The organism is Conyzicola nivalis (assembly GCF_014639655.1).
Lineage (GTDB): Bacteria > Actinomycetota > Actinomycetes > Actinomycetales > Microbacteriaceae > Conyzicola > Conyzicola nivalis.
In genome coordinates this window covers 2,544,720-2,567,509 of sequence record NZ_BMGB01000001.1, presented here as the reverse complement: position 1 = coordinate 2,567,509, position 22,790 = coordinate 2,544,720, and the positions used below count along the sequence as shown (strand labels likewise).

The following is a 22,790-nucleotide window of genomic DNA, read 5'->3' as shown; positions in this document are numbered from 1 at the left end:
AACGCCCATACTCCCTCGGGATGAATCGGGCCCGCCCGGTCGGGGGAGAAAGGCCGGTCAGACGATCTCGGCGAGCCAACCGCTCTCGGCCAGATCGAGGCGGCCGACGCTGCGCCAGGCCGCGGCGAGCGCGTCGACGGCGCGCACCGTCTCGGCCTCGGGATAGGAGATCGGGATGCGCAGGAACCTCTCGAAGGCGCCGTCGATGCCGAACCGGGGGCCGGCCGCGATCTGCAGTCCCTCGTTGCGGGCGGCGAGGGTGAGCTGCGAACTCACGGGGGCGCCGAGGTTCACCCAGGTGGTGAGACCGCCGGCGACCCTCGGTACCTCCCACTCGGGGAGCTTCTCGGCGAGCTGGGCCTGCAGGAAGTCGCGCCCGGTCGTGAGCAGTCGACGGCGCGATTCGAGGATCGCGTCGTAGTCGCCGAGCAGGTGGGCCACGATCAGCTGTTCGAGGGCCGGCGTTCCGAGGTCGCCGCTCGACCGCGCACGCACGAGGCGCGCGATGACCGAGCGGTCGGCGCGGATCCAACCGATGCGCACGCCGCCCCACACGGTCTTGCCGACCGACCCGACAAGGATTGCCTGCGCACCCGCCGCACCGTAGGCGGCGAACGGCAGCATCCGCTCTGTCGCATCGATGTCGAGTTCGGCCATCGTCTCGTCGGCGATCAACGTGGTGCCGTGCTGTGCGGCGAGGTCGAGGGTGCGCTCGCGAAGGGCGGCGGGCATGGTCTGGCCGGTGGGATTGTGGAAGTCGGGCATGAGGTAGCCGATCGACGGGCTCGTGCGCTGGATGGTCTGCTCGAGCGCCTCCTGGTCCCAACCGTCGTGGGTCGTGACGGGGACCGGCACCAAGCGGGCGCCCGCCGACTTCAACGCTTCCATCGCGTGCGGGTAGCTGGGCGTCTCGACGAGCGCGCGGTCGCCGCGGGCGATGAGGGTGCGGGCGAGCAGGGCGATGGCGTGCTGCGCGCCGAGGGTGACCATGATCTGGTCGGGTTCGGTGGGCAGGCCGCGGGCCGTATACCGGTCGGCGATCGCCTGGCGCAGGACGGGGATGCCCACCGGGTCGAAGCCGCTGTCGCCGAAGTAGGCGGGGAGCTGCTCGGCCGCGGCCACGGCGGCGGCCGCCAGTTCGGGCAGCGCCGGCATGCTGGCCTTGCTGAAGTCGAGCAGGCCCGACGCCACCGTCTCGGCCGGGATACCCGCGCCGTGCGGCTGGCGGGCGACACTGCCCGAACCGCGCACGCTGCTGAGGTAGTTCTTCTCGCGCAACTCGGCGTAGGCGGCGGTCACCGTGGTGCGGCTGACTCCGAGCTGCGCGGCGAGGTCGCGTTCGGCGGGCAGGCGGGTGCCGAGACCGATGCGGCCGTCGAGGATCAGAAGCCGGATGCGATCGGCCAGGGCTTCGTAGGCGGGCGTCGCTCCCGCGCCCCTCCAGCTGTCGAGCATGAGGTCGAGTGCACGGGCGGATACGAGATTCACGCGGGCCACTTTACGCCGATTGGACTCTTGTTGTAAGTCCAATTTCGTAATTGGATTGCCGCTATGAACAATTCCGCCCTTTTGGCCCGCCGCATCGTCCAACTGCTCGTCGGCCTCGTCGCCTACGGCGTCGCGATTTCGATGATGGTGCGCGCGGCCCTCGGGGTACCGCCGTGGGACGTGCTCACGCAGGGCCTCATGCTGCAGACCGGCCTGCCGTTCGGCGTGCTGACCAACATCATCGGGGCCCTCGTGCTGCTGCTGTGGATTCCGATCCGGCAGAAGCCCGGCCTCGGCACGATCGCCAACGTGCTGTTCGTCGGGCCGTCGATCGAACTGGGACTCGCCCTCATCGCCGCGCCCACCGAACTCTGGCAGCGGGTGCTGCTCTTCGCCGCCGGTCTGGGGCTGCTGGCCATCGCGAGCGGACTGTACATCGGCGCACGCTTCGGGCCCGGCCCGCGTGACGGCCTGATGACCGGCATCCACAACCGGTGGGGCTTCAAGATCTGGTGGGTGCGCTCGGTGATCGAGATCACCGTGCTCGCCATCGGCTGGCTGCTCGGCGGGAACGTCGGACTCGGCACGCTGGCCTTCGCCCTGCTCGTGGGCCCGATGGTCGGGATCACGCTGCCGCGGCTGCGCGTGCCCACACCGGTCGCCCCGGCAGGTTCAGCGGCAGGGATCCCCGTCCCGGCCGAACGGGTCAGTTGATGCAGGCACCCGCGGCGTAGGTGGTGCCTGCCGGAGTCGCCTCGGGAGCGGGTGCCGCCGGCTCAGCCGCCACCGGGGCTGCCGGCATGAGTCCGTCGCCGCCGAGAACGACGGTGACCTGCGACACGGTGGTGGACGCCACGACGGCGGCGCCGGGCAGGTAGGTGGCCACGGCCTTGGCCGCGCCCTCCTGGCCCGCCGGGTACTGGATGGTGGTCGTGGCGGTCGCCTCCGTGGACGCCGGCGCGACAGTGAGGAATCCGAACGACGCGAGCGTCTCGGTGGCCGCCGCCGCAGAGCCGTTGTACGCGCCACCGTTGAGCACGGCGACCGTGACATCGGCGGGGGCTGCGGCGGTCGCCGTCTCGTAGGCCGACGGTCCGCCGATGAGGTCCTCGATGAAGGCGGGGATCGCCGCCGTGTCGACCTCGACGATCGACAGCGCGCTGCCGCCGACGTTGATCGTGGGCGTGCCGAGGATCGGGATCGTCGCCGTGGTGATGTTGTCGGCGCTGAGTCCCTTCATCTGGGTGGCGAGGTCGATGAAGTTCAGGCCCGAGTCGGTCTCGATCGCGCCGCTGACGGCGTCGAGAACCTCGCCGAGCTTGAACGGGTTGAGCAGGGTGCCGGCGGAAAGGATCTTGCGCGCCTCCACCGAGAGGAAGTACTGCTGGCGCACCTGGCGGTCGAGGTCGCCGCGCGGCAGGCCGTGGCGCTGCCGCACGAAGGCGAGCGCCTGCTGGGCGTTGAGCGTCGAGACGCCGGCCGGCAGGTTGAGGGTCGAGTACCTGTCGTTCACCGGGTTGTTCAGGCACACGTCGATCGGACCGAGCGCCTCGGCGATGTTGTAGAAACCGAGCAGCGAGACGCGCACGTAGTGGTCGATGTGCAGGCCCGTCATGCCCTCGATCACCTGGATCAGCAGTCGCGCTCCGCCCGCGGGGTCGTCGTTGCCGCCGCCCAGCGAGAACGCGGCATTCAGCTTGTTCTTGCCGAACCCCGGGACGTCGACCCAGGAGTCGCGCGGGAACGAGATCAGCGTCGCCGAGCTGCCGTCGGCGGGGATGTGCATCACCATCATGGTGTCGGTGCTCGTGCCGCCGCCGTCGGCGGTCGTGCCGAGTTGGGCGAGCTGCGCGTCGCTCGCGCCGTCGGGCCGGTGGTCGTCGCCCACGAGCAGGATGTTCTGGTCGGTGCCGTCGAACGCGTCGTCGCCCGAGCTGTCGATCGCGTCGATCTGGTTCACGCCGGACACGAAGCGCTGGTAGTTGAAGAAGACGTATCCGCCGGCGGCGAGCACCGCGATGGCGACCACGAGGCCGATCCAGCGCATGACGTGGCGGCGGCGTTTCGGTCGCTGCGGCGGCACGGGTGGCTGCGGCGGCTCGAACGGCGGCTGCCCGCCGAGGGCCGGGTCCACCGGCAGCGGGAAGTCGTCATAGGAGTTCGGGCGGGAGGTCACTCCGCGAGATTACCGACCGATCCTGAAGAAATATGCCGACTGAGCCGACAATCAGTCTTAAGGATGACACGCCGGTCGAGTAGCGAGCGCGGAACGAGCCCGCTACTCGACCGGCGTCAGAGCTCGCGCTCGGCGTACGCCGTCATCGCGTCGCGCACGAACGCCGCACCCTCGGTTCCGCCGTAGTTCGCGCCGAAACGCTCGTCCGACACGTACAGCTCGCCCAAACCGACGAAGTACTCCTTCGTCGGTCCGGCGGGATAGCCCGGGGTGCCGGGGATGCCCGACAGCCAGCCGTACTGCCGCCGCGCGAGTTCGTGAGCCTCGGTACCCGCGGGGTCGAGGGCGCGAGCCGCGGCATCCGCCCATTCTGCGGCGAGCGCCGCCTGCTCTGCCAGGAAAGCTGCCTTCTCCTCCCCGGTCTTCGCGCGCCACCACTTATCCCCCGAGGCGTAGGCGTCCGCGCCCCAGCGGTCGACCACCTCCTCTTTGTATTGGGTGTGGTCGAAGCCGTTCAACATTTCTTCTGCCATGAGTTGTTCACCTCCCTTCAGTTTGTCGATCGTGGACTGGACGCTCGAGATCTGGTCGGCGATGCGCCGTTGTTCCGACCGCAGCCACTCCAGGTGCGCGAGCAGAGCCGACGCGTCGTCGCGCTCACCGTCGAGCACCTCGCCGATAGCGGGCAGACCGAGGCCGAGCTGGCGCAACAGCAGAATGCGCTGCAGCCGCACGAGCGCCGTCTGGTCGTAGTAGCGGTATCCGTTGTCGCCGGTGCGACTCGGAGCGAGCAGGCCCACGTCGCCGTAGTGCCGTAGGGTGCGGCTGGTGGTGCCGGCGAGCCGTGCCACCTCCTGAATGGACCAGTCCATGCGTCCCTCCTCTCTCGTGAATCCACGGTATGGGTTGACGCCGCGTCAAGGTCAAGAGGGGGTGCCGAAACCGAGCAAGCGGCGGCTGCGGCCACCCAGCACCGCAGGGGGTTGCGCTCGACGCGAGACGCGATATATCGTGTTGGCACGCACTCGCGATATAACGCGAGCGTCACAGACCCTAGGAGAATCCGATGGCACACGAAAAATGGCTTGTCGACGGCGCCAAAGTCATCGACGTCGAGCACGTGAACAAACTGAAGGTCAGCCTCATCGCCGGCAAGGTCGACATCGTCGGCCATGACGAGCCCGGCGCCCGCATCGAGGTGCACTCGGTCAGCGGTAAAGAGCTCAAGATCTCGATCGACAACGGCACCCTCGAGATCGACCACCCCCAGTTGAGCTGGGACAACTTCATCGAAGTGTTCTCCAGCTTCCGCGGCACCGCCCGCGCCGACGTGAGCATCATGGTCCCGCGCAACGTCGCCCTCACCTTCGGCGTCGTCAGCGCGAGCGCACTCATTTCCGGACTGAACACGACGGATGCCACGATCTCCACCGTGAGCGGAGACCTCGTGATCGACGGGCTCACCGGCGCCCTGCAGGTGAACGGCGTGAGCGGCGAGATCGCGATCAGCGATCACAACGGCAAGATCTCCAGCCGCACCGTCAGCGGCGACATCACCGCGTCGGGCGACCTGAGCGTCTTCACCGCGGAGTCGCTGAGCGGCGACGTCTTCACCGACATCACCGGCATCGCCGACGAGGTGCGCATCAGCACCGTGAGCGGCGACGTGACCACCCGTCTCGCCCCCGGAGTCGCGGCGCAGTACAAGATCAACACCGTCGGCGGTCGGGTGCAGCTCGACGACGCCGAGATCAAGGGTGTGCACGGCCAGTACATCGGCAAGTACGGCGAGCTCGACGCGAAGTGGCTCGACTTCAAGGCCAACACGGTGTCGGGCCGCATCAACGTGATGCACGCGGTGTCGGCATGACTCCCCCGGTCTTCGCCCACGGCCACCTGCGCCTCTACCTGCTGAGCCTGCTCGCCGACGCCCCGATGCACGGCTACGAGGTCATCCAGGCGCTCGAGGAGCGCTTCGGCGGCACCTACGTTCCGAGCGCCGGCACGATCTACCCCCGCCTCGCGAAACTTGAGGAAGACGGGCTGGTCACCAAGTCCACCGACGGCCGCAAGACCGTCTACGAGATCACCGACGCCGGACGGGCCGAACTCGCCGCCCGAGCGAGCGAGCTCGACGGCATCGAGGACGGCGTCACCGACTCGGTGCGCCGGCTCGCCGACGAGGTGCGCTCGTCGGTCAACTCCGCGATGAAGACGCTGCGCGCGGATCTCGCGTCGGCCGCGCGGGAGGCGCGCAACGAGGCGAAGGATGCCGGGCGCACGACGCGCGCGAACGTCAAGACCGAGCACGTCGACAGCCGCGGCCAGCTAATGAACGCCGAGGCCGCGCTCAACGACTTCCGGCTGCAGCTGCGAACGGAGCTGCGCAAGAAGGTCGCTCGCGGCCAGCTGAACGAGGAGACCGTGCGCGTGCTCACCGTCGGACTCGACGAGCTGCGCGATCGGGTGAAGGCGACGCTTTAGCGGCGCTGCGCGGGTTGAGCGTGTCGAAACGCGGGATTTCGACAAGCTCAATCCGCGTTCTGTCGTAGATGTGTACTAGTCTTGGTGGCGCGTTGATCCTTATCCACGATCCGCCGAGCTCCTCAGGAGCTGCTCCACTGCCTTGATCCAGGCCGGAGCCCACACACTCTCAGCTAGAAATGTCTGTTCCACCATGTTCAATCCCACTATCAATCTCAACCACTCGCAGGAAGCACTCGACGCGCTGTCGCCCGAGCTGCGCCAGGCGATCAACTTGAGCTACTTCTCCGGTTTCACCACCGAACAGATCGCAGGTCTGCTCGGGGTGACCATCGAGGACGTCGAAGAGCGGCTGCGCGCCGGTTTCGCGGCCCTCGCGGGCTAGGGCGCGAAGGCGACCGGCACGTAGAGGTCTTGCGCCCGGTCGCTCAGCGCCGTGTGGTCGTTGCGGGTGAAGATGCCGCACGCGTCGACCCGGCAGTCGAGGTTCTCGCCGACCGGGTCGCCCACCTCGAGGTACGCCGTGAACGTTCCCGACGCCGCGTCGTCGTAACCGCGGGCGCCGAACAGTTTCCAGGCCCAGTCGTCGTTGACCCAGTTGCTCGGCGCGTACTCGACGGCACCCACGGTGCCTTCGGTCGCGCCCTGCTGGTCAGGGACGCCCCCGATGCACGGCCCGGGCTTTGAGCCCGTGTCATCCGGAATCTTGCAGATCGCCACGTAGATGCCGCGCGACGCGTCGTAGCCGGTTCCGCTGACGACGAGGCGGTCGCCGGGAGTGAGCGCCGAGGTGTCGACGGATGCGCCGGGCTCGGGCGAGAGGACGTCGAAAGAGCGGGTGCGTTCGTCGTCTCCCGCGGCCGTCACCGAGGTGGGCCACTCTTCGACGAAACCGGCCTGTCCCGAGCGTCCCTGGTTCTCGTGCGTGACGATCGGCAGCACCACGATCGCGACCGGTACGAGCAGCACGGCGACAACGGCGAGCGCGACCCACCACCAGCGGATTCGTCGCCGTCTACCCGCTCGCACCATGGCAGAAGTCTAAGTCGCGACTGATTTCTGCCCATCGGGAATAAAAAGAGTAGGCTCGCCCCTCGTGACTAACGACGTGCGGTCACCGAAGCGTTGGCTTATCGGTGAACCACTCCCCTCTGAGAAGCTCGAGGGGCAACTACTTCCCAAGCATCTGGCGCTCCCGATCTTCGCGAGCGACCCCCTCTCGTCTGTGGCGTACGCGCCGCAGGAACTGCTGCTCATCCTCACCCTCGGCGGTCTCGCCTTCCTGTCGTTCGCGCCGTGGGTGGCCGCGGCCGTCGTCGTGCTGCTCATCGTCGTCGTCGCGTCGTACCGGCAGCTGATCAAGGCCTACCCCTCGGGTGGCGGCGACTACGAAGTCGCGCACAAGAACCTGGGCGAGAAGGCCGGCCTCGTCGTGGCATCCGCTCTTCTCGTCGACTACATCCTCACCGTCGCGGTGTCCGTCGCGAGCGGCGTCGACAACATCATCTCGGCGTTCCCGGGGCTGAACCCGTTGCGGGTCGAGCTGGCGGTCGGCTTCATCGTCGTGCTCGCGGCGATCAACCTGCGCGGCGTCGCCGAGTCGAGCAAGGCGTTCGCGCTTCCGACCTACCTGTTCATCGGCAGCGTCGGAGTGATGATCGTGACCGGCATCGTGCGGTTGGCCCTCGGCGACCCGGCCGTGGCCGAGAGCGCGGGCTACACGGTGCAGAGCGAGAGCCTCACGCAGGTCGCGTTCGTGTTGCTGCTGCTGCGTGCCTTCGCGAGCGGGTGCAGCGCGCTCACCGGCGTCGAGGCGATCGCCAACGGCGTGCCCGCCTTCCGCCGCCCGAAGATCAAGAACGCCCAGCGCACCCTCGTGCTGATGGGTGGCATCGCCATCGTGCTGTTCATCGGCGTGATGATCCTCGCGCTCACCAGCCGCGTGCACTACGCCGAGAACGCCTGCCACCTCGAGGGCTTCGTCGACTGTCTCACCAACCCGCAGCGCAGCGTGATGGCGCAGATCGCCTCGGCGGTCTTCGGCAACGGCTCGATCATGTTCTTCGTGATCCAGGCGACGACGGCGCTCGTGCTGCTGCTCGCCGCCAACACCGCGTTCAACGGGTTCCCGCTGCTCGGTTCGGTGCTGGCGCGCGACAAGTACGCGCCCAAGTCGCTCTCCACCCGCGGCGACCGTCTGGTCTACTCGAACGGCGTGCTGGCCCTCGGCTTCGTGGCCGCCGTCATCCTCATCGCCTACCAGGCCAACCTCACGCAGCTGATCCAGCTGTACATCATCGGCGTCTTCGTGAGCTTCACGCTCGGACAGACGGGCATGGTCGTGCACTGGACGAAGATGCTGCGAGACGGATGCGCCAACCCGGTTCAGGTCTACCGCTCGCGCGCGATCAACGCCGTAGGCGCCGTGCTCACGGCCACGGTTCTGGTCATCGTCACCATCACCAAGTTCACCCACGGCGCCTGGCTCGTGTTCGCGATCATGCCGATCCTCTACGTCGTTATGCTGCGGATCAACCGCTACTACGGCAAGGTCGAGCGCGACATCGAGGTCGACAACACCACGCAGTTCGGGGCCAGCGGCGATCACGCCATCGTGCTCGTCGGCAAGATGCAGAAGCCCACGCTGAAGGCGCTCGACTACGCGATCGCCGCCCGCCACGCCTCGCTCGAGGCCGTGCACGTGTCGATCGACGAGGCGGAGTCCGCGCTGCTCGTCGCCCAGTGGGAGGAGCAGGGCATCGACGTGCCGCTGCGCGTGATCGCCTCCCCGTACCGCGACATCAGCATGCCGCTCATCAGCTACATCAAGGGCCACCGCGAAGAGAACGGCTCGGAGATCGTCACGGTCTACACGCCGCAGTACATCGTGGGCCACTGGTGGGAGAGCCTGCTGCACAACCACAAGGCGAGGCGCATCCGCCACAAGTTGCTGCTCTGCCCGGGCGTGACCGTGGCTCTCGTGCCGTGGCTGCTCGACTCGACCCGCGCGCTGTACACACGCCCGCAGCGCCCGTTGCCCGGTCAGGACCGCCGCGGCGAGCCCGTGCGTGTGATCCAGCGCAAGGCGCTGCCGCCCGCGCGCATCCCCACCAAGCGGCCGTAAGTGTCGTCGCTGCTGGCGGTGCTCGTGGGTGGGGCGCTGGGCACGGGTCTGCGCCTCGGGATCGACCTGCTGGCGTCGCCGTTCTCGACGCTGATCATCAACGTCGTCGGCGCGTTCACGCTGGGCCTGCTCACGGCCCGGGTCTGGCCGCGCGCCCGCCCGTGGGTGCGCGCCGGCCTTGGACCCGGGCTGCTCGGCTCGTTCACCACGTTCTCGGCGTTCGCCGTGGCGCTTGTGTCGCTCGCTTCCTCCGACGAATGGATGCTCGGGGCCCTGTACCTCGTCGCCACACTCGCGCTCGGGTTGGGCGCTGCGTGGGCCGGGCTGCGCGCGGGGTCGAGGAAGACGGACCCCCGATGACCCCGCTTCTCGCCCTCACCGTGATCGCCGCCGGCGCCGTAGCGGCCGTCGTGCGCTACCTCGTCTCGCTGGCGTTCGCACGCACGCCCGGATTCCCGTGGGCGGTGCTCGCGGTCAACGTGGCCGGCTCCCTCATCGGGGGCGCCGTGCTCGCCCTCGCCGAACGCGCCGAGGTGAGCGCCGACCTGCGTCTCATCCTGCTCACCGGCCTCTGCGGCGGGCTCACCACCTTCAGCACCTTCAGCGTCGAGACGGTCGAGCTCGCGCGCACCGGCTTCACGCGCGTCGCCGTGCTGAGCGTCGCCGCCAACCTGGTGCTCGGCGTCGGCGCCGCGGCCCTGGCCTACCTGCTGCTGCGCTGACGCCGAAGTACGTCGTTCGTCATTCGTCGTTCTCGCAACTCAGGCAGAATGCCGGATGCTGCGGCGCCCGCCCCACGAAACCGCGGGCGGGGCGGCCAGCCGGCGAAATCTGCCTGAGTTGCGAGAGGGACGGTGGCGGGCGAGGGCGGCGGGTCAACTCATCGGCGGCGTATTGCTGCTCCCGGTCGACGGAAGAGCACTATGCCGCCGGTGAAGCGCGTTAGTCGTCGCTGCGGGGGTTCAGCAGCTCGTCGAAGTCCGGGAGCTCGCGCGCGATCGGACGCACGTGCTCGCGCGGCTTCGTCGAGTCGTCGACGACGTTGTCCTGCTCCTCGACCTCGAAGCGGAACACGTAGTCGCGCGGCTCGTCGGACGTGGACGCCGATACCGGCGACGGAAACACGTCGCTCGCCGACTGCGGCACGAACTCGAAGAACGGGGTCGGCTCGGGAGACTGGTCGGCGGGCTGTGCGGGGTCTTGCTCCTCCGCCAGGTCGGGATCTGCGGCCAGCTCGGGCTCGGGCTCGCTCGCCGGCTCGGGTTCGATCGTGAGTTCCGGGTCGGCTGCGAGTTCGGGCTCGGGCTCGGGCTGCGCTTCGGGCTCGGGCTCGGGCTCGGGCTCGGGCGACATCTCCGGCTCCGGCTCCGCGGCGGAATCCACCGCGGGGGCCACACCGGCGGAGGCGAGGGCCACCGCCGCTTGAGCGAAGGTCGTGTGCTGGCGGGCGGGCTGGGACTCGGCGGCCGGCTCCGGCTCGACGTCGGGCTGCGCGTCGGGCGCGGGCATCGGGACGAGCTCCGGTTCGGCCTCGGCGAACGCCTGGAGGTCGGTCTGCTCGTGAGCCTCGGTGCCGGGCTCCGGCTCGAACTCGACTTGGACGGGTTCGGCGAGCGCCGCTGCCGCGGCAGGATTCGGGAAGCCCGTGAACGCGGGCGCGGGCGACTCGTCGGCGGCGGAGTCGATGGGCGCGGGTTCGATGGGTGCTGACTCGATCGGCACGACCGGCTCGCTGCTGGGAAGCAGCCAGCTCATGTCATCGTCGTCGGACTCCGTGGCGTGGCGGGGTTGGGTGTCGGCGGAGGGGGTGTCGGCGGAGGGGGCTTCGACCGCGGGGGTTTCGACAGGCTCAACCAACGAGGCGGGTTCGACCGGCGACGTGGGCTCAACCGTCGAGGCCGCCGCGGCGCTCGACACAAACACGAAGGGTGCAGGCTCGCCGGTGCGCTCGGCCTCGGCGGCGAGTCGGGCGTCCTCCGCCTCGCGCTCCTGGCGCTTGAGCCGGGAGAGGGTGGCGATCGCCTGGCGTGCGACGGTGCGTCCGGCGCGGTTGGCGCCGATGGTCGACGCCTGCGGTCCGTAGCCGGCGAAGAAGATGCGCGGCTCCTTCCACGACGTCCCGTTGGCGACCATGATGCCGCCCTCCTTCTCGCGCAGCTTGAGCGGTGCGAGGTGGCGCAGCTCGGGCCGGAAGCCGGTGGACCAGATGATCACGTCCGCCTCTTGGAACGCGCCGTTCGACCAGCGCACCCCGTCGGGCTCGATCGACGAGAACATGGGACGCGCGGTGAGCACCCCGCGGTCGATGCCCGCCTGGATGCGTCTCGTGCGCGGCACGCCGGTGCCGCTCACGATGCTGGGCAGCGCCTTGCCGGCACGGGCGGCCTCGTCCTGCATCGCGACCGCGGAGGCACGCGCCTCGAGGTTGAGCTCGCCATCTTCGAGGAACTCGATCGGGCGGCGGCTGACCCACGTCGTCTCGGCGGCGACCGACTCGAGCTCGAGCAGGAATCCGATCGCAGACGTTCCGCCGCCCACAACCACGACGTTTTTACCGGCGAAGTCCGCGGCATCCGCATATTCGGCGGTGTGGACGTGACGTCCCGCGAAGCTATCGCGACCCGGGTACCACGGGATGAAGGGGGAACCCCAGGTGCCGGTGGCGTTGATGACGACGTCGGTCGACACGGTCTGTTCGCCCTCGCCGTCGGAGAAGGTGACCAGCATGCGGTCGCCCGCGTTCACGACCTGGGTGACGGCGGCGGGGCGCACGACCTGGAAATCGTAGAAGCGCTCGTACCGCTCGTAGTAGTCGGCGACGACGTCTTTGGCCGGTTGCGTGCGGTCGGCGGTCTCGAAGCTGAGCCCGAGTGCGTCGAGACCGGGAAGGTCGTTGATGCGGTGAGCGGAACCGATGCGCAGCGCGTCCCAGCGGAATTGCCAGGCGCCGCCCGAGCCCGGGCCGCGGTCGAGCACCACGAACTCGTTTCCGGGGTCGAGACCAAGTCGCTTCAGGTAGTAGGAGACGGAGAGTCCCGCCTGGCCACCACCGATAACGACGACGGATGTGTCGGTGCTGTCAGAGGTCACCCGACAACGTTACCCGCTGACCCTGCGTGCTAAACTGCCAACTACTTTTCGTTCAATCGCTGTTCGCAAATTCCCGGAACCTACACGGTTCCCTTCGGACTGATTCATGAGGGGGTCACGCATGGGGCGAGGCCGTCAAAAGGCGAAGCACACCAAGGTCGCACGTGACCTGAAGTACTTCAGTCCTGACACCAACTACGGAGCTCTTCAAAAGGAGCTCGGCACTTCCGGAGACCCCCGACTCGACGAGGACCTCGCAGCCTGGCCCGAATACGTTGCCGGCTCGGGCGTCGCGGTTGCCGAGGACGACCAGGAAGACGACGACGACGAATACGTTCCCGGCAGCTACCAGGCCGAAGACGACGACGCTGCGCGCAGCGCGTAACCGCAACGGTCGCTGAGCTTGTCTAAGCGTCCCGATACTTATCGGGCATTCGCTTCGACAAGCTCAGCGACCGTTTCAGTTTCGGTACGAACCGCTCAGGCGCACCGCGCCGCCGTTAACACCCTTCGCCCCCTGCTCGAAGCCGGCGAGTGAACGCTCGCCGAAGCCGACCCGGCCGGCCTCCCACGCGGGGATGCCCGCCGCCTCGATCGACGCAATGACCGCGGCGGCCTGATCCGCGGCGACCACGGCGAACATGCCGATGCCGAGGTTCCACGTGCCCTCGGTCTCCTCGAGCGTCATCGACCCGAGGTCGGCGAGCACGCGGAAGACGGGATCGGGCGACCAGGTCGCGCGCTCGAGGTCGACCCACGAGCCGATCGGCAGCACGCGGGCGAGGTTGGCGGCGATGCCCCCGCCGGTGACGTGGCTCAGCGAGTGGATCGCGCCGGGCAGCTCGTCGATCACGCCGAGCAGCGGCGTCGTGTAGAGCCGGGTCGGCACGAGCAGGGCCTCGCCCCAAGAGCCGAGGTCGGCCGAGTTGTCGGTGTAGCCGACGCCCGCGCCGCTCAGGATGTGGCGCACGAGAGAGAACCCGTTGCTGTGCAGGCCGGATGACGCGATCGCGACGACCACGTCGCCGTCGACCACCAACTCCGGGCCGAGGGCCTTCGACGCCTCGACCACACCGACGGCCGCACCCGCCACATCGTAGTCATCCGGCCCCAGAAGTCCGGGGTGCTCGGCGGTCTCGCCGCCGACCAGCGCGGTGCCCGTCTCGGAGCAGGCGAGCGCAATGCCCTTGACGATGTCGGCGATGCGCGCGGGCACGACCCGGCCGCAGGCGATGTAGTCGGTCATGAACAACGGGCGGGCGCCGACCACGACGATGTCGTCGACGACCATGCCCACGAGGTCCTGTCCGATGGTGTCGTGCTTGTCGAGAGCCTGCGCGATGGCGACTTTCGTTCCGACGCCGTCGGTCGATGTGGCGAGCAGCGGGCGGTCGTACTGCTTGAGAAACGAGACGTCGAAGAGGCCGGCGAATCCGCCAAAACCCCCGACCACAGACGGGCCGTGCGTCGCGGAGACCGCGGACTTCATGAGCTCGACGGCCAGGTCACCGGCCGCCGTGTCGACTCCGGCCTCCGCGTACTTGTTACTCATGCCAGAGATCCCATCCGCAACGTGAAAGACTGTATATATCCCCCCAACTCTACGGTCTGGAGCTCATTCCGCATGTGCGGCATTGTTGGCATCGTTTCCTCCCAGCCGGCTAACCAACAGGTCTACGACGCTCTGCTGCTCTTGCAGCACCGCGGCCAGGACTCGACGGGCATCTCGACGGCCGACGGCAGTACCTTCTACAGCACCAAGGCCAAGGGGCAGGTGCGCGAGGCCTACCGCACCCGCGACATGCGCGGCCTGCTCGGCAACATGGGAATCGGCCACGTGCGGTACGCCACGAAAGGCAACGCCGCCAACGAGCAGGAGGCCCAGCCGTTCTACGTGAACGCGCCCTACGGCATCACGCTCATCCACAACGGCAACCTCACCAACACCCGTGAGCTCACCCGCGAACTGTTCGACGTCGACCGCCGTCACCTCAACACCACATCCGACACCGAGCTGCTGGTGAATGTGCTCGCGCACGAGCTGCAGGCCGAGGTGTCGGGCGCCGACCTCGACGCCGACCAGGTGTTCAACGCCGTCTCCCGCGTGCACGAACGCGTCGAAGGCTCCTACGCCGCCATCGCCCTCATCGCCGGACACGGACTGCTCGCCTTCCGCGACCCGTTCGGCATTCGCCCGCTGATCCTGGGTAAGCGGTCAGCGGGTCTCGTCGGGGACGAATGGATCGTGGCATCCGAATCTCTCGTTCTCGAAAGCGGCGGCTACGAGGTCGTACGCGACGTCGCGCCCGGCGAAGCGGTGTTCATCACCCGCGGCGGCGAGATGGTGTCGAAGCAGTGCGCGGCGAACCCGCGGCTGATCCCGTGCTCGTTCGAGTACGTCTACCTCGCGCGCCCCGACTCGATCATGAACGGCATCTCGGTCTACGACGCGCGCCTGCGCCTGGGCGACCGCCTCGCCGACACGATCGCGCAGTACACCCCGATGGGCGACATCGACGTCGTTATGCCCATCCCCGACTCATCGCGCCCCGCCGCTATGCAGGTCGCGCAGAAGCTCGGCATCGAATACCGCGAGGGGTTCTACAAGAACCGCTACGTGGGCCGCACGTTCATCATGCCCGGCCAGGAAGAGCGCAAGAAGAGCGTGAAGCAGAAGCTGAACGCGATGGGCAGCGAGTTCCGGGGCAAGAACATCCTCATCGTCGACGACTCGATCGTGCGCGGCACCACGTCGAAGGAGATCGTGCAGATGGCCCGCGACGCCGGCGCCAACAAGGTCACGTTCACCTCGGCCGCGCCGCCCGTGCGCTTCCCGCACGTGTACGGCATCAACATGCCGTCGCGCCAGGAGCTCGTCGCACACAACCGCAAGATCCCCGAGATCGCGACCGAGCTGGGCGCCGACTACCTGATCTACCAGGAGGTCGCCGACATGCAGGCCGCCATTCTCGAGGGCTCGGACGTCACCGCCCTCGAGATGAGTTGCTTCACGGGCGACTACGTCACGGGTACGGTCACGCCGGAGTACCTCGCCTGGGTCGAGGCGAACCAGCTGAGCTAGGACGGGCCGCTCCTCGCCCGCCCTCTGTTGCTCCCCCTGTGCCAAATGCAGGAGATGCAGCGTCGAGTCACAGGTTTACGCGGATCGCGGGGCCTCGGGTACGAAATCTCCTGCATGTGGCACGGGGCGGTGGGGCGGATGCGCCTCGCGCCGGCACGCTCGTGCCGGGCGCGCGTGCTCGTCGGCGGTCGAGTTGTCACGAAACGGGGTGACCCGCGCCGCGGTTGCCCCGTTTGCGACAGGTCGAGCGCGCGTGCGCGGGATCATCCGCAGGTTTTGGTCGCGTAATGCGGTTCGGGCGGCTGGGACACCGCAACTAGCGACCAAAAGATGGGCCGACCGGCTCGGCGGTCGAGGTGTCACGAAACGGGGTGACCCGCGCCGCGGTTGCCCCGTTTGCGACAGGTCGAGCGCGCGTGCGCGGGATCATCCGAAGGTTTTGGTCGCGTAATGCGGTTCGGGCGGCCTAAATGCAGCAACTAACGACCAAACGTGCGCAGAGGGCGGGCGGATGCGCCTCGCGCTGAGCCGTCGACCGTTAGTCGGCGGGGTCGGGCTTCGGGGGCTGCGACCCCTCGACGGGCTCAGGGGAGGTGGCGGCAGCGGCGCGGGGCTCAGCGGGCTGGCCTGCGGGCGGCGTGGCAGCAGCAGCAGCAGCCGCGGCATCCTCGGCGGCGTCCTCGGCGGCGTAGCGCTCGTCTTCCAGGCGCTCGGCCTCGGCGAGATCGGGGTCGGTGAACTCGGTGACGACCGTCGCGGGCCGCGAGCGACGCAGCAGCACGCGGTCGAACAGCAGCGCGAGCAGCGCTCCGACGAGAACGCCCCCGGTGACGCCGTACAGCGCGAAGTATCCGAACAGGGCGCCGAACCCGACCTGGGGGTCGACCGGGAAGCTCGCCGTGAGGATGAAGGTGATGATGGCGCCGATTCCGCCGCCGACGATCATGAACGCGGGGTACTTGGGGGCGCGGCGGATGCGCACCTCGGTCTCGTTCGCGGCGTCGTTGTCGTCGCTGGGGGCAGTGCTCATGTGCCTATTGTCGCAGCCGTAACCGGGAGGTAGTCGCTGAGGTCGGCGCGCTGCCCCGAGGCGTGCACCTTGCCCGCGGCGAGCGCGTCGGCCCAGCCGAGTGACCCCGTCGCCAGTGCCAGCCACGTAGCAGCATCCGTCTCGACAACATTCGGCGGCGTTCCGCGTGTGTGCCGCGGTCCCTCGATGCACTGCACCGCCCCGAACGGCGGAACCCGCACCTCGACCGTGTTGCCCTCGGCCTGTTCCGAGAGCTCCTGCAGCAGATAGCGCACGGCGGTCGCCAGTGTGTCACGTGAAACATCCGTGCCGGCGACGGCTGTGCGAACCGCCGCGGCGCCGATTCCGCTGTCGATGCGAGCCCTGGCCATGTACTCAACGCTACCCGGGCCAGCCCGGTACGCTGAGCGGGTGCGAATCCTAGTTCTCGGCTCCGGCGCGCGTGAGCACGCCATCATCACGTCCCTGTTGAGTGAGAACGCGGGGCATGAGATCACCGCCGCTCCCGGCAACGCGGGCATCGCCGCCGTCGTCGAGGTGGTCGCCCTCGACCCGACGAACGGCTCGATCGTGCGCGACTACGCCGCCGACAACGGCATCGAACTCGTGGTCATCGGGCCCGAGGCGCCGCTCGTCTCCGGCGTGGCCGACAAGCTGCGCGCGGCCGGCATCCCGGTCTTCGGCCCGAACAAGGCCGCCGCCGCCCTCGAGGGAAGCAAGACCTTCGCGAAGCGCATCATGGACGCCGCGGGCGTTCCCACCGGGCGGGCCGTACGCGCCACGAGCCACGAGCAGGCGGTCGCCGCGATCGACGAATACGGCGCCCCCTACGTGATCAAGGCCGACGGACTGGCCGCGGGCAAGGGCGTGCTCGTCACCCCCGACCGCAACGCCGCGGTCGCCCACGCCGACTACTGGCTGCAGCACGGCGACGTGCTGGTGGAGGAGTTCCTCGCCGGGCAAGAGGTGTCGCTGTTCCTGCTCAGCGACGGCGAGAGCGTCGTGCCGCTCGAACCCGCGCAGGACTACAAGCGCGCCTACGATCACGACGAGGGTCCGAACACCGGCGGCATGGGCGCCTACTCGCCCCTGCCCTGGCTGAGCGAGGAGTTCGTCGACGACGTCATCACCTCGGTCGCGCTGCCCACGATCCGCCAGCTCGCCGCCGAGAACACGCCGTTCGTCGGGCTGCTCTACTGCGGCCTCATCCTCACCAAGCAGGGCACGCGGGTCATCGAATTCAACGCCCGCTTCGGCGACCCTGAGACCCAAGCCGTGCTGCCCCGTCTGGTAACCCCCTTGAGCGGTTTGCTCTACGCGGCGGCGACCGGCGGTCTCGGCCGCCTCCCCTACCCCAAATTCTCGGGCGACGTGGCCGTGACCGTGGTGCTCGCCAGCGAGGGCTACCCCGACTCGCCTGTCACCGGCCGGGAAATCACCGGCCTCGACGCGGCATCCGCAATCGACGGCGTGCACATCACGCACGCCGCGACCGCGAAGCTCGACGGCAAGTTCATCGCGACCGGCGGACGCGTGCTCAGCGTCGTGGCCACCGGCGCGACCTTCGCGATCGCGCGCGACCGGGCGTACCAGGCGCTCGGGCACATCCGCCTCGAGGGCAGCCACTACCGCACCGACATCGCCGCCCGCGTAGCGCAGTAGCCCCGGCGCGCGGCCCCGCTCGACGGGCTCCATGTACCAAATGCAGGAGAAATCCGGTCGAGTCACACGTCGGCACGGATCCACGGCCCTCGCGCGCGAAATCTCCTGCATTTGGCACGGGGCGGGTGCGGTTTAATGGGGGCATGACGGATGCTGCAGCTCTCCCCGGATGGACCCTCCTCTATTCCGGCAAGGTGCGCGAGCTGTACACCTCGCCCGATCACCCCGGCGAAGTGTTGATGGTGGCGAGCGACCGCGTGAGCGCGTTCGACCACGTGCTCGAGCCGGGCATCCCGGGCAAGGGCGAGCTGCTCACGACGCTCAGCCGCTGGTGGTTCGAGCAGCTTTACGGCGTGCCGAACCACCTGGCCCGCGCGTCGACGGGCGACCTGCCCGAGGCCGTCGCCCAGCGCGCGATGCTCGCCAAGACGCTCGACATGTACCCGGTGGAGTGCGTCGTGCGCGGCTACCTCAGCGGCAGCGGCTGGCTGGAATACCAGCAGTCCCAGAGCGTCTGCGGCGTCGCGCTGCCCGCCGGGCTGAACGACGGCGACCGCCTGCCCGAGCCGATCTACACCCCAGCGTGGAAGGCCCCGATGGGCGAACACGACGAGAACATCACCTTCGAGCGCACGGTGGAGCTCGTCGGAGCGGAGGTCGCATCCGCCCTTCGCGACGCGAGCCTCGACATCTTCACGCGCGCGTCGGCGATCGCGGAGGGCCGCGGCATCATCCTGGCCGACACCAAGTTCGAGTTCGGCGCCGACCCCGGGACCGGCGAGTTGACCCTCGGCGACGAGGTGCTCACGAGCGACTCGAGCCGGTTCTGGGACGCGGAGCTGTACGAGGCGGGCGGCCCGCGCCGGCTGGAGAGCTTCGACAAGCAGATCGTGCGCAACTGGCTGAAGACGAACTGGGATCAGACCGGCACCCCGCCCACGCTGCCGGCCGAGATCGTCGCGCAGACCGCAGCGCGCTACCGCGAACTCATCGAGAGACTGACCGGCAAATGATCGTGCGCGAGGTCGACTGGGACGATGCGGGCGCCGTCGCCCTGCGCGCGGCCCAGCGGGTCGAGATCGCCGAGCGCTACGGCACCGACGACTCCGAGCCCGGCCCCGCGCCCACGGCCGACGACATCACCGCGTTCTACGTGGCCTACTCCGACGACGGAACACCGGTCGGATGTGGCGGTCTGCGCCGCATCGACGAATCGCACGGAGAGATCAAGCGGATGTTCGTGGCCCCCTCCGCCCGCGGCTCGGGTGTCTCGACCGCCGTGCTGAACCGGCTCGAGCGCTTCGGCCTCGAGAGCGGGTGGTCGCGCCTCGTGCTCGAGACCGGCACCGCCCAGCCGGACGCGATCCGTTTCTACACGCGCGAGGGCTTCACCCCGATCGACAGGTACGGGTACTACGCCGACTCCGACGACTCGCTGTGTTTCGAGAAGACGCTCGTCGCATCCGACCCGGCCACCGACACGCTCTGCGAGAGCTGCGAGTAGTCACCCATCCGATTGACGCACCGCTCCGAATCCCTTTCGGTGGTGGCCCGTTGCCCAGAACAGCGGGCCACCGCCGCCTTCCGGGAATAGTTGTCGCGTCAACTAAGTTGTAGGCTGGTGACGGAAGGGCGTCCCATGACCAGCTACCAGAACCTCCTCGCGGCGGACACATCGATGGGCGCGGTGACGCTGCGGGTCGCCGACCTCGACGCGATGACCGCCTACTACCGCGACGCCGTCGCCCTGCAGGTGCTGAGCGCCGACGGCGACGTGACCGTGCTCGGCCGGGGGACGACCGCCGTGATGGTCCTCATGCACGCGCCCGAATTGCGCAACGCGAGCCCGCGAGACGCCGGGCTCTTCCACACCGCGATTCTCTTCGAGACCGAGGAGGCGCTGGCGGCATCCGTCTATTCGGTCGCGCAGAAGCACCCGAACACCTTCACCGGCAGCTCCGACCACCTCGTGAGCAAGGCCTTCTACTTCACCGACCCCGAGAACAACGGCGTCGAGCTGTACTGGGACCGCGACCGCAGCAACTGGAGCTGGTCGCACGGCAGCATCGAGATGTCGACGCTCTACCTCGACCCGAACGAGTTCCTGCAGCAGAACCTCACCGAGCGGGCGGTGTCGCAGCCGCTCATCGGCGGCGCTCAGGTGGGGCACGTGCACCTGCAGGTCGGAGACGTCGAGACGGCCCGCGAGTTCTACGTGGACCGGCTCGGCTTCGAGACGACGACGAGGTTCGGCGACAGCGCGCTGTTCGTGAGCGCCGGCGGCTACCACCACCACATGGCGATGAACACCTGGAACTCGAAAGGCGCGGGGCCCCGACAACTGGCCCTCGGGCTGGCGCAGGTCGACATCCGGGTTCCCGGCGCCGACGACGTGGGCGCGCTCACCGAACGACTGACCCACTTCGGCGTGCCGATCCGGGACGACGGCAAGACCGTGAGCTTCGACGACCCGTGGAGCAACCTGATCACGGTGAGCGCCGCCGGCTGAGTTTGCCGTGGGGCGTGCGACCGCGCAGGATGGGCGCATGCTCGATGTCTTCGCGATCGCCTTGGTCATAGTCGGCACGGCGCTCGGGTTCATCTCCGCGCGGCAGATCACACGGGCTAACACCAAGGCGAAGATTCCCTGGGCCGGCCGCATCCCGAACCAGCCAAAGACCGCGCCGTTATGGCGCGGAGTGGGCGGCGCCCTTGCGATCTGGGGTTCGTTAAGCCTCTACTCGACGCTCGGAGCCTTCGTCATCTTGCTCGTATTCGCAACGACCGCCTCACCGCTGCTGGTCTTCGTGGCGCATAACCGCCGGGTGGCGGCCGCGGGCTAGGCGACCCGGTCGTCGAGCTCGGTGATGACGTCCCACGCGCCGTCCTCCGAGTTGGAGAGCACGACGACGTCGAGGCCCTCCTCGACGTAGTGCCGCAGGATGCCGCTTGCCCCGGCGTTGATGCCGTCCTGGAAGTACGACCGCACCGAGCCCTCCTCGTCGAGGTCGAACTCGAGACCGAACCCGTAGGCCGTCTCCTCGTCGAGCTCGACCTGCGGCAGCAGGAACTCGTCCGTGTACTCCTTATTGAGCAGCACGCCGCCGCGCACGGCCTCGAAGAATTTCACGAGGTCGCCGGCGGTCGAGTGCGCGCCGCCGTCGGGGGTGCCGATCGGCGGGTAGGCGAGCAGGTTGTGCTCCCACTCCCCGTTCTCGGTGCGGTCCCATCCCTCGGCGACACCAGGCACGCCCTCGCGCCGGTCGAAGAAGTCGGAGGCGGTCATGCCGGCCGGCGCGAAGACCTCGTCGCGGATGTACTGGCGGTAGGGAACACCGGTGACCCGCTCGAGCGCGAGCCCCGCGAGGATGTAGCCGACGTTGATGAACGCGACCTCGTCGCCCGGGTCGGCCAGCGGCTCCTTGTTCACGAACAGCGGCAGGAAGTCCGCCGTCTCCAAGAACTCCTGCACGGGCAGCGCGGCCCAGAATTCGGCGTAGTCGTCGCCGTTCTCCTCGTCGACGTCGTCGGCCAGGCCGCTCGTGTGGGTGAGCAGGTTGAGCAGGTTCACCTCGATCGGGATGCGCGTCCCCGCGAGGTCGACGTAGTGGTGGATGGATGTCTCGAGGTCGAGGTTTCCCGCGGCGACCTGCTGCAGCACGCCCACGCTCGTGAACAGTTTTGTGATCGAGGCGGTGTCGAAGCGGGTGTCCATGGTGATGGGCGCCTCGGTGGTGCGGCTGGCGAGGCCGGTCGCCGATTCGAAGACCGTGGTCGCGCCCCTGCGCACGAGCACGACGCCCGAGAACTGTTGCTGCGCGAGAAATTCGGTGAGGCCTGCGGTATCCATGCCTGCGAGTTTACCGACGCGCCTACGATTGGTCCGTGCCCCTACTGCAGCGACTGAGCCGAGTGGCGATGCTCCCGGTCGCGCCGGTTCTGCTGGTGCAGGGTCGCCGGCTTCGCCGCGACACACCCAGGCTCGCGGATGCTGCGAGCCCATGGTCTGGGTCGCTCGATGCCCCCACCTCCCGCTCGGGCGATGCCCCGCTGCGGCTGCTCGTGCTGGGCGACTCCACAGCGGCCGGTGTCGGCGTCGACTCGCAGCACGAGGCGCTGCCGGGCAACCTCGCCCGCTCGCTCTCCCTCCACTACGGGCGCGGCGTGCAGTGGACGGCGGTCGGCAAGAACGGCGCCACGGCCAAGGATCTGCTGAGCGACTACATCGACGCCGCCACGGCCGACAGCTACGACGTGGTGTTCCTGACGATCGGCGCGAACGACGCACTCGGTGTCCGGTCGCGCGCGGCGTTCGGGCGTGACATCCGGTCTCTGCTCGCACGCCTGCGCGCCGCGAACCCGGAGGCGACCATCCTGATGTCGTCGCTGCCGGCCTTCTTCCGCTTCGTGCTGCTGCCGAACCCGCTGCGGTTCAACCTGTATTTGCACTCGCGCAGCCTCGAGGCGGAGGCGCGGGCGATCGTGGCCGCGACCCCTGGCGCGTTTATGTCGCCACCGCCCCCGCCGTACACGGAGGGGTTCTTCGCGAGCGACCTGTTCCACCCGAGCGCCATCGGCTACCGCGACTGGGCGGACTTCGCGGTCGGCGACGCCGTCGCCCGCGGCCAACTCTGACGGCGCCCGCCACCCTCGG

General features: G+C 68.7%; 24 protein-coding genes. 15 read left to right on the top strand and 9 right to left on the bottom strand.

The features are described 5' to 3' along the window. Nucleotides 1–57 precede the first annotated feature (57 nt). Complete coding sequence (yczR, locus tag IEV96_RS12850) at nucleotides 58–1,488, bottom strand: MocR-like transcription factor YczR (protein ID WP_188510956.1); 1,431 nt, start codon at nucleotides 1,486–1,488, stop codon at nucleotides 58–60. Nucleotides 1,489–1,551: 63 nt separating this feature from the next. Here yczR and yczE point away from each other — a divergent pair, with 63 nt between their 5' ends. Then, nucleotides 1,552–2,202: a membrane protein YczE gene (gene yczE, locus IEV96_RS12845; protein ID WP_188510955.1), complete on the top strand. Its 651-nt coding sequence runs from the start codon at nucleotides 1,552–1,554 to the stop codon at nucleotides 2,200–2,202. Here yczE and IEV96_RS12840 read toward each other — a convergent pair. Beyond that, on the bottom strand, nucleotides 2,195–3,664 hold the full coding sequence (locus IEV96_RS12840) for an LCP family protein (protein WP_229733302.1): 1,470 nt from the start codon (nucleotides 3,662–3,664) through the stop codon (nucleotides 2,195–2,197). The genes yczE and IEV96_RS12840 overlap by 8 nt on opposite strands. Before the next feature lie 116 nt (nucleotides 3,665–3,780). Continuing rightward, nucleotides 3,781–4,536, bottom strand: a complete 756-nt coding sequence (locus IEV96_RS12835; protein WP_188510954.1) for a MerR family transcriptional regulator — start codon at nucleotides 4,534–4,536, stop codon at nucleotides 3,781–3,783. Between the two features lie 194 nt (nucleotides 4,537–4,730). On the opposite strand from IEV96_RS12835, the gene IEV96_RS12830 reads away from it, so the two are divergent. The 3 genes from IEV96_RS12830 to IEV96_RS12820 all read left to right on the top strand — a co-directional run bounded on the left by IEV96_RS12830 (nucleotide 4,731) and on the right by IEV96_RS12820 (nucleotide 6,533). Then, nucleotides 4,731–5,534: a DUF4097 family beta strand repeat-containing protein gene (locus IEV96_RS12830; protein WP_188510953.1), complete on the top strand. Its 804-nt coding sequence runs from the start codon at nucleotides 4,731–4,733 to the stop codon at nucleotides 5,532–5,534. Further along, nucleotides 5,531–6,148 (top strand): PadR family transcriptional regulator, encoded by a 618-nt coding sequence (locus tag IEV96_RS12825; RefSeq protein ID WP_188510952.1) that lies wholly within the window; start codon nucleotides 5,531–5,533, stop codon nucleotides 6,146–6,148. The genes IEV96_RS12830 and IEV96_RS12825 overlap by 4 nt, the downstream gene beginning before the upstream one ends. Nucleotides 6,149–6,341: 193 nt before the next feature. After that, entirely contained in the window at nucleotides 6,342–6,533 is a 192-nt protein-coding gene (locus IEV96_RS12820; protein ID WP_188510951.1) for an RNA polymerase sigma factor, read from the top strand. Here the strand turns inward: IEV96_RS12820 and IEV96_RS12815 are convergent. Beyond that, nucleotides 6,530–7,180, bottom strand: a complete 651-nt coding sequence (locus IEV96_RS12815; RefSeq protein WP_188510950.1) for a hypothetical protein — start codon at nucleotides 7,178–7,180, stop codon at nucleotides 6,530–6,532. The two genes, IEV96_RS12820 and IEV96_RS12815, sit on opposite strands and share 4 nt — an antisense overlap. A gap of 64 nt (nucleotides 7,181–7,244) precedes the next feature. On the opposite strand from IEV96_RS12815, the gene IEV96_RS12810 reads away from it, so the two are divergent. Genes IEV96_RS12810 through crcB form a run of 3 tightly spaced genes read left to right on the top strand, consistent with a single transcriptional unit; the run spans nucleotide 7,245 to nucleotide 9,994 of the window. Continuing rightward, the gene (locus tag IEV96_RS12810) at nucleotides 7,245–9,272 is read left to right on the top strand and encodes an APC family permease (RefSeq protein WP_188510949.1); all 2,028 of its coding nucleotides are present in this window, start codon (nucleotides 7,245–7,247) and stop codon (nucleotides 9,270–9,272) included. Continuing rightward, on the top strand, nucleotides 9,273–9,632 hold the full coding sequence (locus tag IEV96_RS12805) for a fluoride efflux transporter FluC (RefSeq protein WP_188510948.1): 360 nt from the start codon (nucleotides 9,273–9,275) through the stop codon (nucleotides 9,630–9,632). After that, nucleotides 9,629–9,994 (top strand): fluoride efflux transporter CrcB, encoded by a 366-nt coding sequence (gene crcB / locus IEV96_RS12800; protein ID WP_188510947.1) that lies wholly within the window; start codon nucleotides 9,629–9,631, stop codon nucleotides 9,992–9,994. Before IEV96_RS12805 ends, crcB begins: the two co-directional genes overlap by 4 nt. Nucleotides 9,995–10,214: 220 nt before the next feature. On the opposite strand, the gene IEV96_RS16765 is transcribed toward crcB, so the two are convergent. Beyond that, complete coding sequence (locus IEV96_RS16765; RefSeq protein WP_268235595.1) at nucleotides 10,215–12,362, bottom strand: NAD(P)-binding domain-containing protein; 2,148 nt, start codon at nucleotides 12,360–12,362, stop codon at nucleotides 10,215–10,217. A 121-nt stretch (nucleotides 12,363–12,483) separates the two neighbouring features. Between IEV96_RS16765 and IEV96_RS12790 the strand changes: the two genes are divergently transcribed. After that, entirely contained in the window at nucleotides 12,484–12,747 is a 264-nt protein-coding gene (locus tag IEV96_RS12790) for a DUF3073 domain-containing protein (protein WP_188510946.1), read from the top strand. Between the two features lie 75 nt (nucleotides 12,748–12,822). Here the strand turns inward: IEV96_RS12790 and purM are convergent, their stop codons facing one another. Then, nucleotides 12,823–13,914: a phosphoribosylformylglycinamidine cyclo-ligase gene (purM, locus tag IEV96_RS12785; RefSeq protein WP_188510945.1), complete on the bottom strand. Its 1,092-nt coding sequence runs from the start codon at nucleotides 13,912–13,914 to the stop codon at nucleotides 12,823–12,825. A 72-nt stretch (nucleotides 13,915–13,986) separates the two neighbouring features. Between purM and purF the strand changes: the two genes are divergently transcribed. Next, nucleotides 13,987–15,444: an amidophosphoribosyltransferase gene (purF, locus tag IEV96_RS12780; protein WP_188510944.1), complete on the top strand. Its 1,458-nt coding sequence runs from the start codon at nucleotides 13,987–13,989 to the stop codon at nucleotides 15,442–15,444. Nucleotides 15,445–15,982: 538 nt separating this feature from the next. Here the strand turns inward: purF and IEV96_RS12775 are convergent. Beyond that, entirely contained in the window at nucleotides 15,983–16,474 is a 492-nt protein-coding gene (locus IEV96_RS12775) for a hypothetical protein (RefSeq protein WP_188510943.1), read from the bottom strand. Next, the gene (locus IEV96_RS12770; RefSeq protein ID WP_188510942.1) at nucleotides 16,471–16,845 is read right to left on the bottom strand and encodes a sterol carrier family protein; all 375 of its coding nucleotides are present in this window, start codon (nucleotides 16,843–16,845) and stop codon (nucleotides 16,471–16,473) included. Before IEV96_RS12770 ends, IEV96_RS12775 begins: the two co-directional genes overlap by 4 nt. Nucleotides 16,846–16,885: 40 nt before the next feature. Here IEV96_RS12770 and purD point away from each other — a divergent pair, with 40 nt between their 5' ends. From purD to IEV96_RS12745, 5 genes are all read left to right on the top strand, one after another. Next, complete coding sequence (gene purD / locus IEV96_RS12765) at nucleotides 16,886–18,136, top strand: phosphoribosylamine--glycine ligase (RefSeq protein WP_188510941.1); 1,251 nt, start codon at nucleotides 16,886–16,888, stop codon at nucleotides 18,134–18,136. A gap of 143 nt (nucleotides 18,137–18,279) precedes the next feature. Continuing rightward, entirely contained in the window at nucleotides 18,280–19,149 is an 870-nt protein-coding gene (locus IEV96_RS12760; protein WP_188510940.1) for a phosphoribosylaminoimidazolesuccinocarboxamide synthase, read from the top strand. Beyond that, the gene (locus IEV96_RS12755; protein WP_188510939.1) at nucleotides 19,146–19,640 is read left to right on the top strand and encodes a GNAT family N-acetyltransferase; all 495 of its coding nucleotides are present in this window, start codon (nucleotides 19,146–19,148) and stop codon (nucleotides 19,638–19,640) included. Before IEV96_RS12760 ends, IEV96_RS12755 begins: the two co-directional genes overlap by 4 nt. Nucleotides 19,641–19,775: 135 nt before the next feature. Beyond that, nucleotides 19,776–20,645, top strand: a complete 870-nt coding sequence (locus tag IEV96_RS12750; RefSeq protein ID WP_229733300.1) for a VOC family protein — start codon at nucleotides 19,776–19,778, stop codon at nucleotides 20,643–20,645. Nucleotides 20,646–20,682: 37 nt separating this feature from the next. Beyond that, nucleotides 20,683–20,979 (top strand): hypothetical protein, encoded by a 297-nt coding sequence (locus tag IEV96_RS12745; RefSeq protein ID WP_188510938.1) that lies wholly within the window; start codon nucleotides 20,683–20,685, stop codon nucleotides 20,977–20,979. Here IEV96_RS12745 and IEV96_RS12740 read toward each other — a convergent pair. Further along, entirely contained in the window at nucleotides 20,976–21,986 is a 1,011-nt protein-coding gene (locus tag IEV96_RS12740; RefSeq protein ID WP_188510937.1) for a serine hydrolase domain-containing protein, read from the bottom strand. The genes IEV96_RS12745 and IEV96_RS12740 overlap by 4 nt on opposite strands. A 35-nt stretch (nucleotides 21,987–22,021) precedes the next feature. On the opposite strand from IEV96_RS12740, the gene IEV96_RS12735 reads away from it, so the two are divergent. After that, nucleotides 22,022–22,771: an SGNH/GDSL hydrolase family protein gene (locus IEV96_RS12735; RefSeq protein WP_188510936.1), complete on the top strand. Its 750-nt coding sequence runs from the start codon at nucleotides 22,022–22,024 to the stop codon at nucleotides 22,769–22,771. The last annotated feature ends 19 nt before the right edge of the window (nucleotides 22,772–22,790 follow it).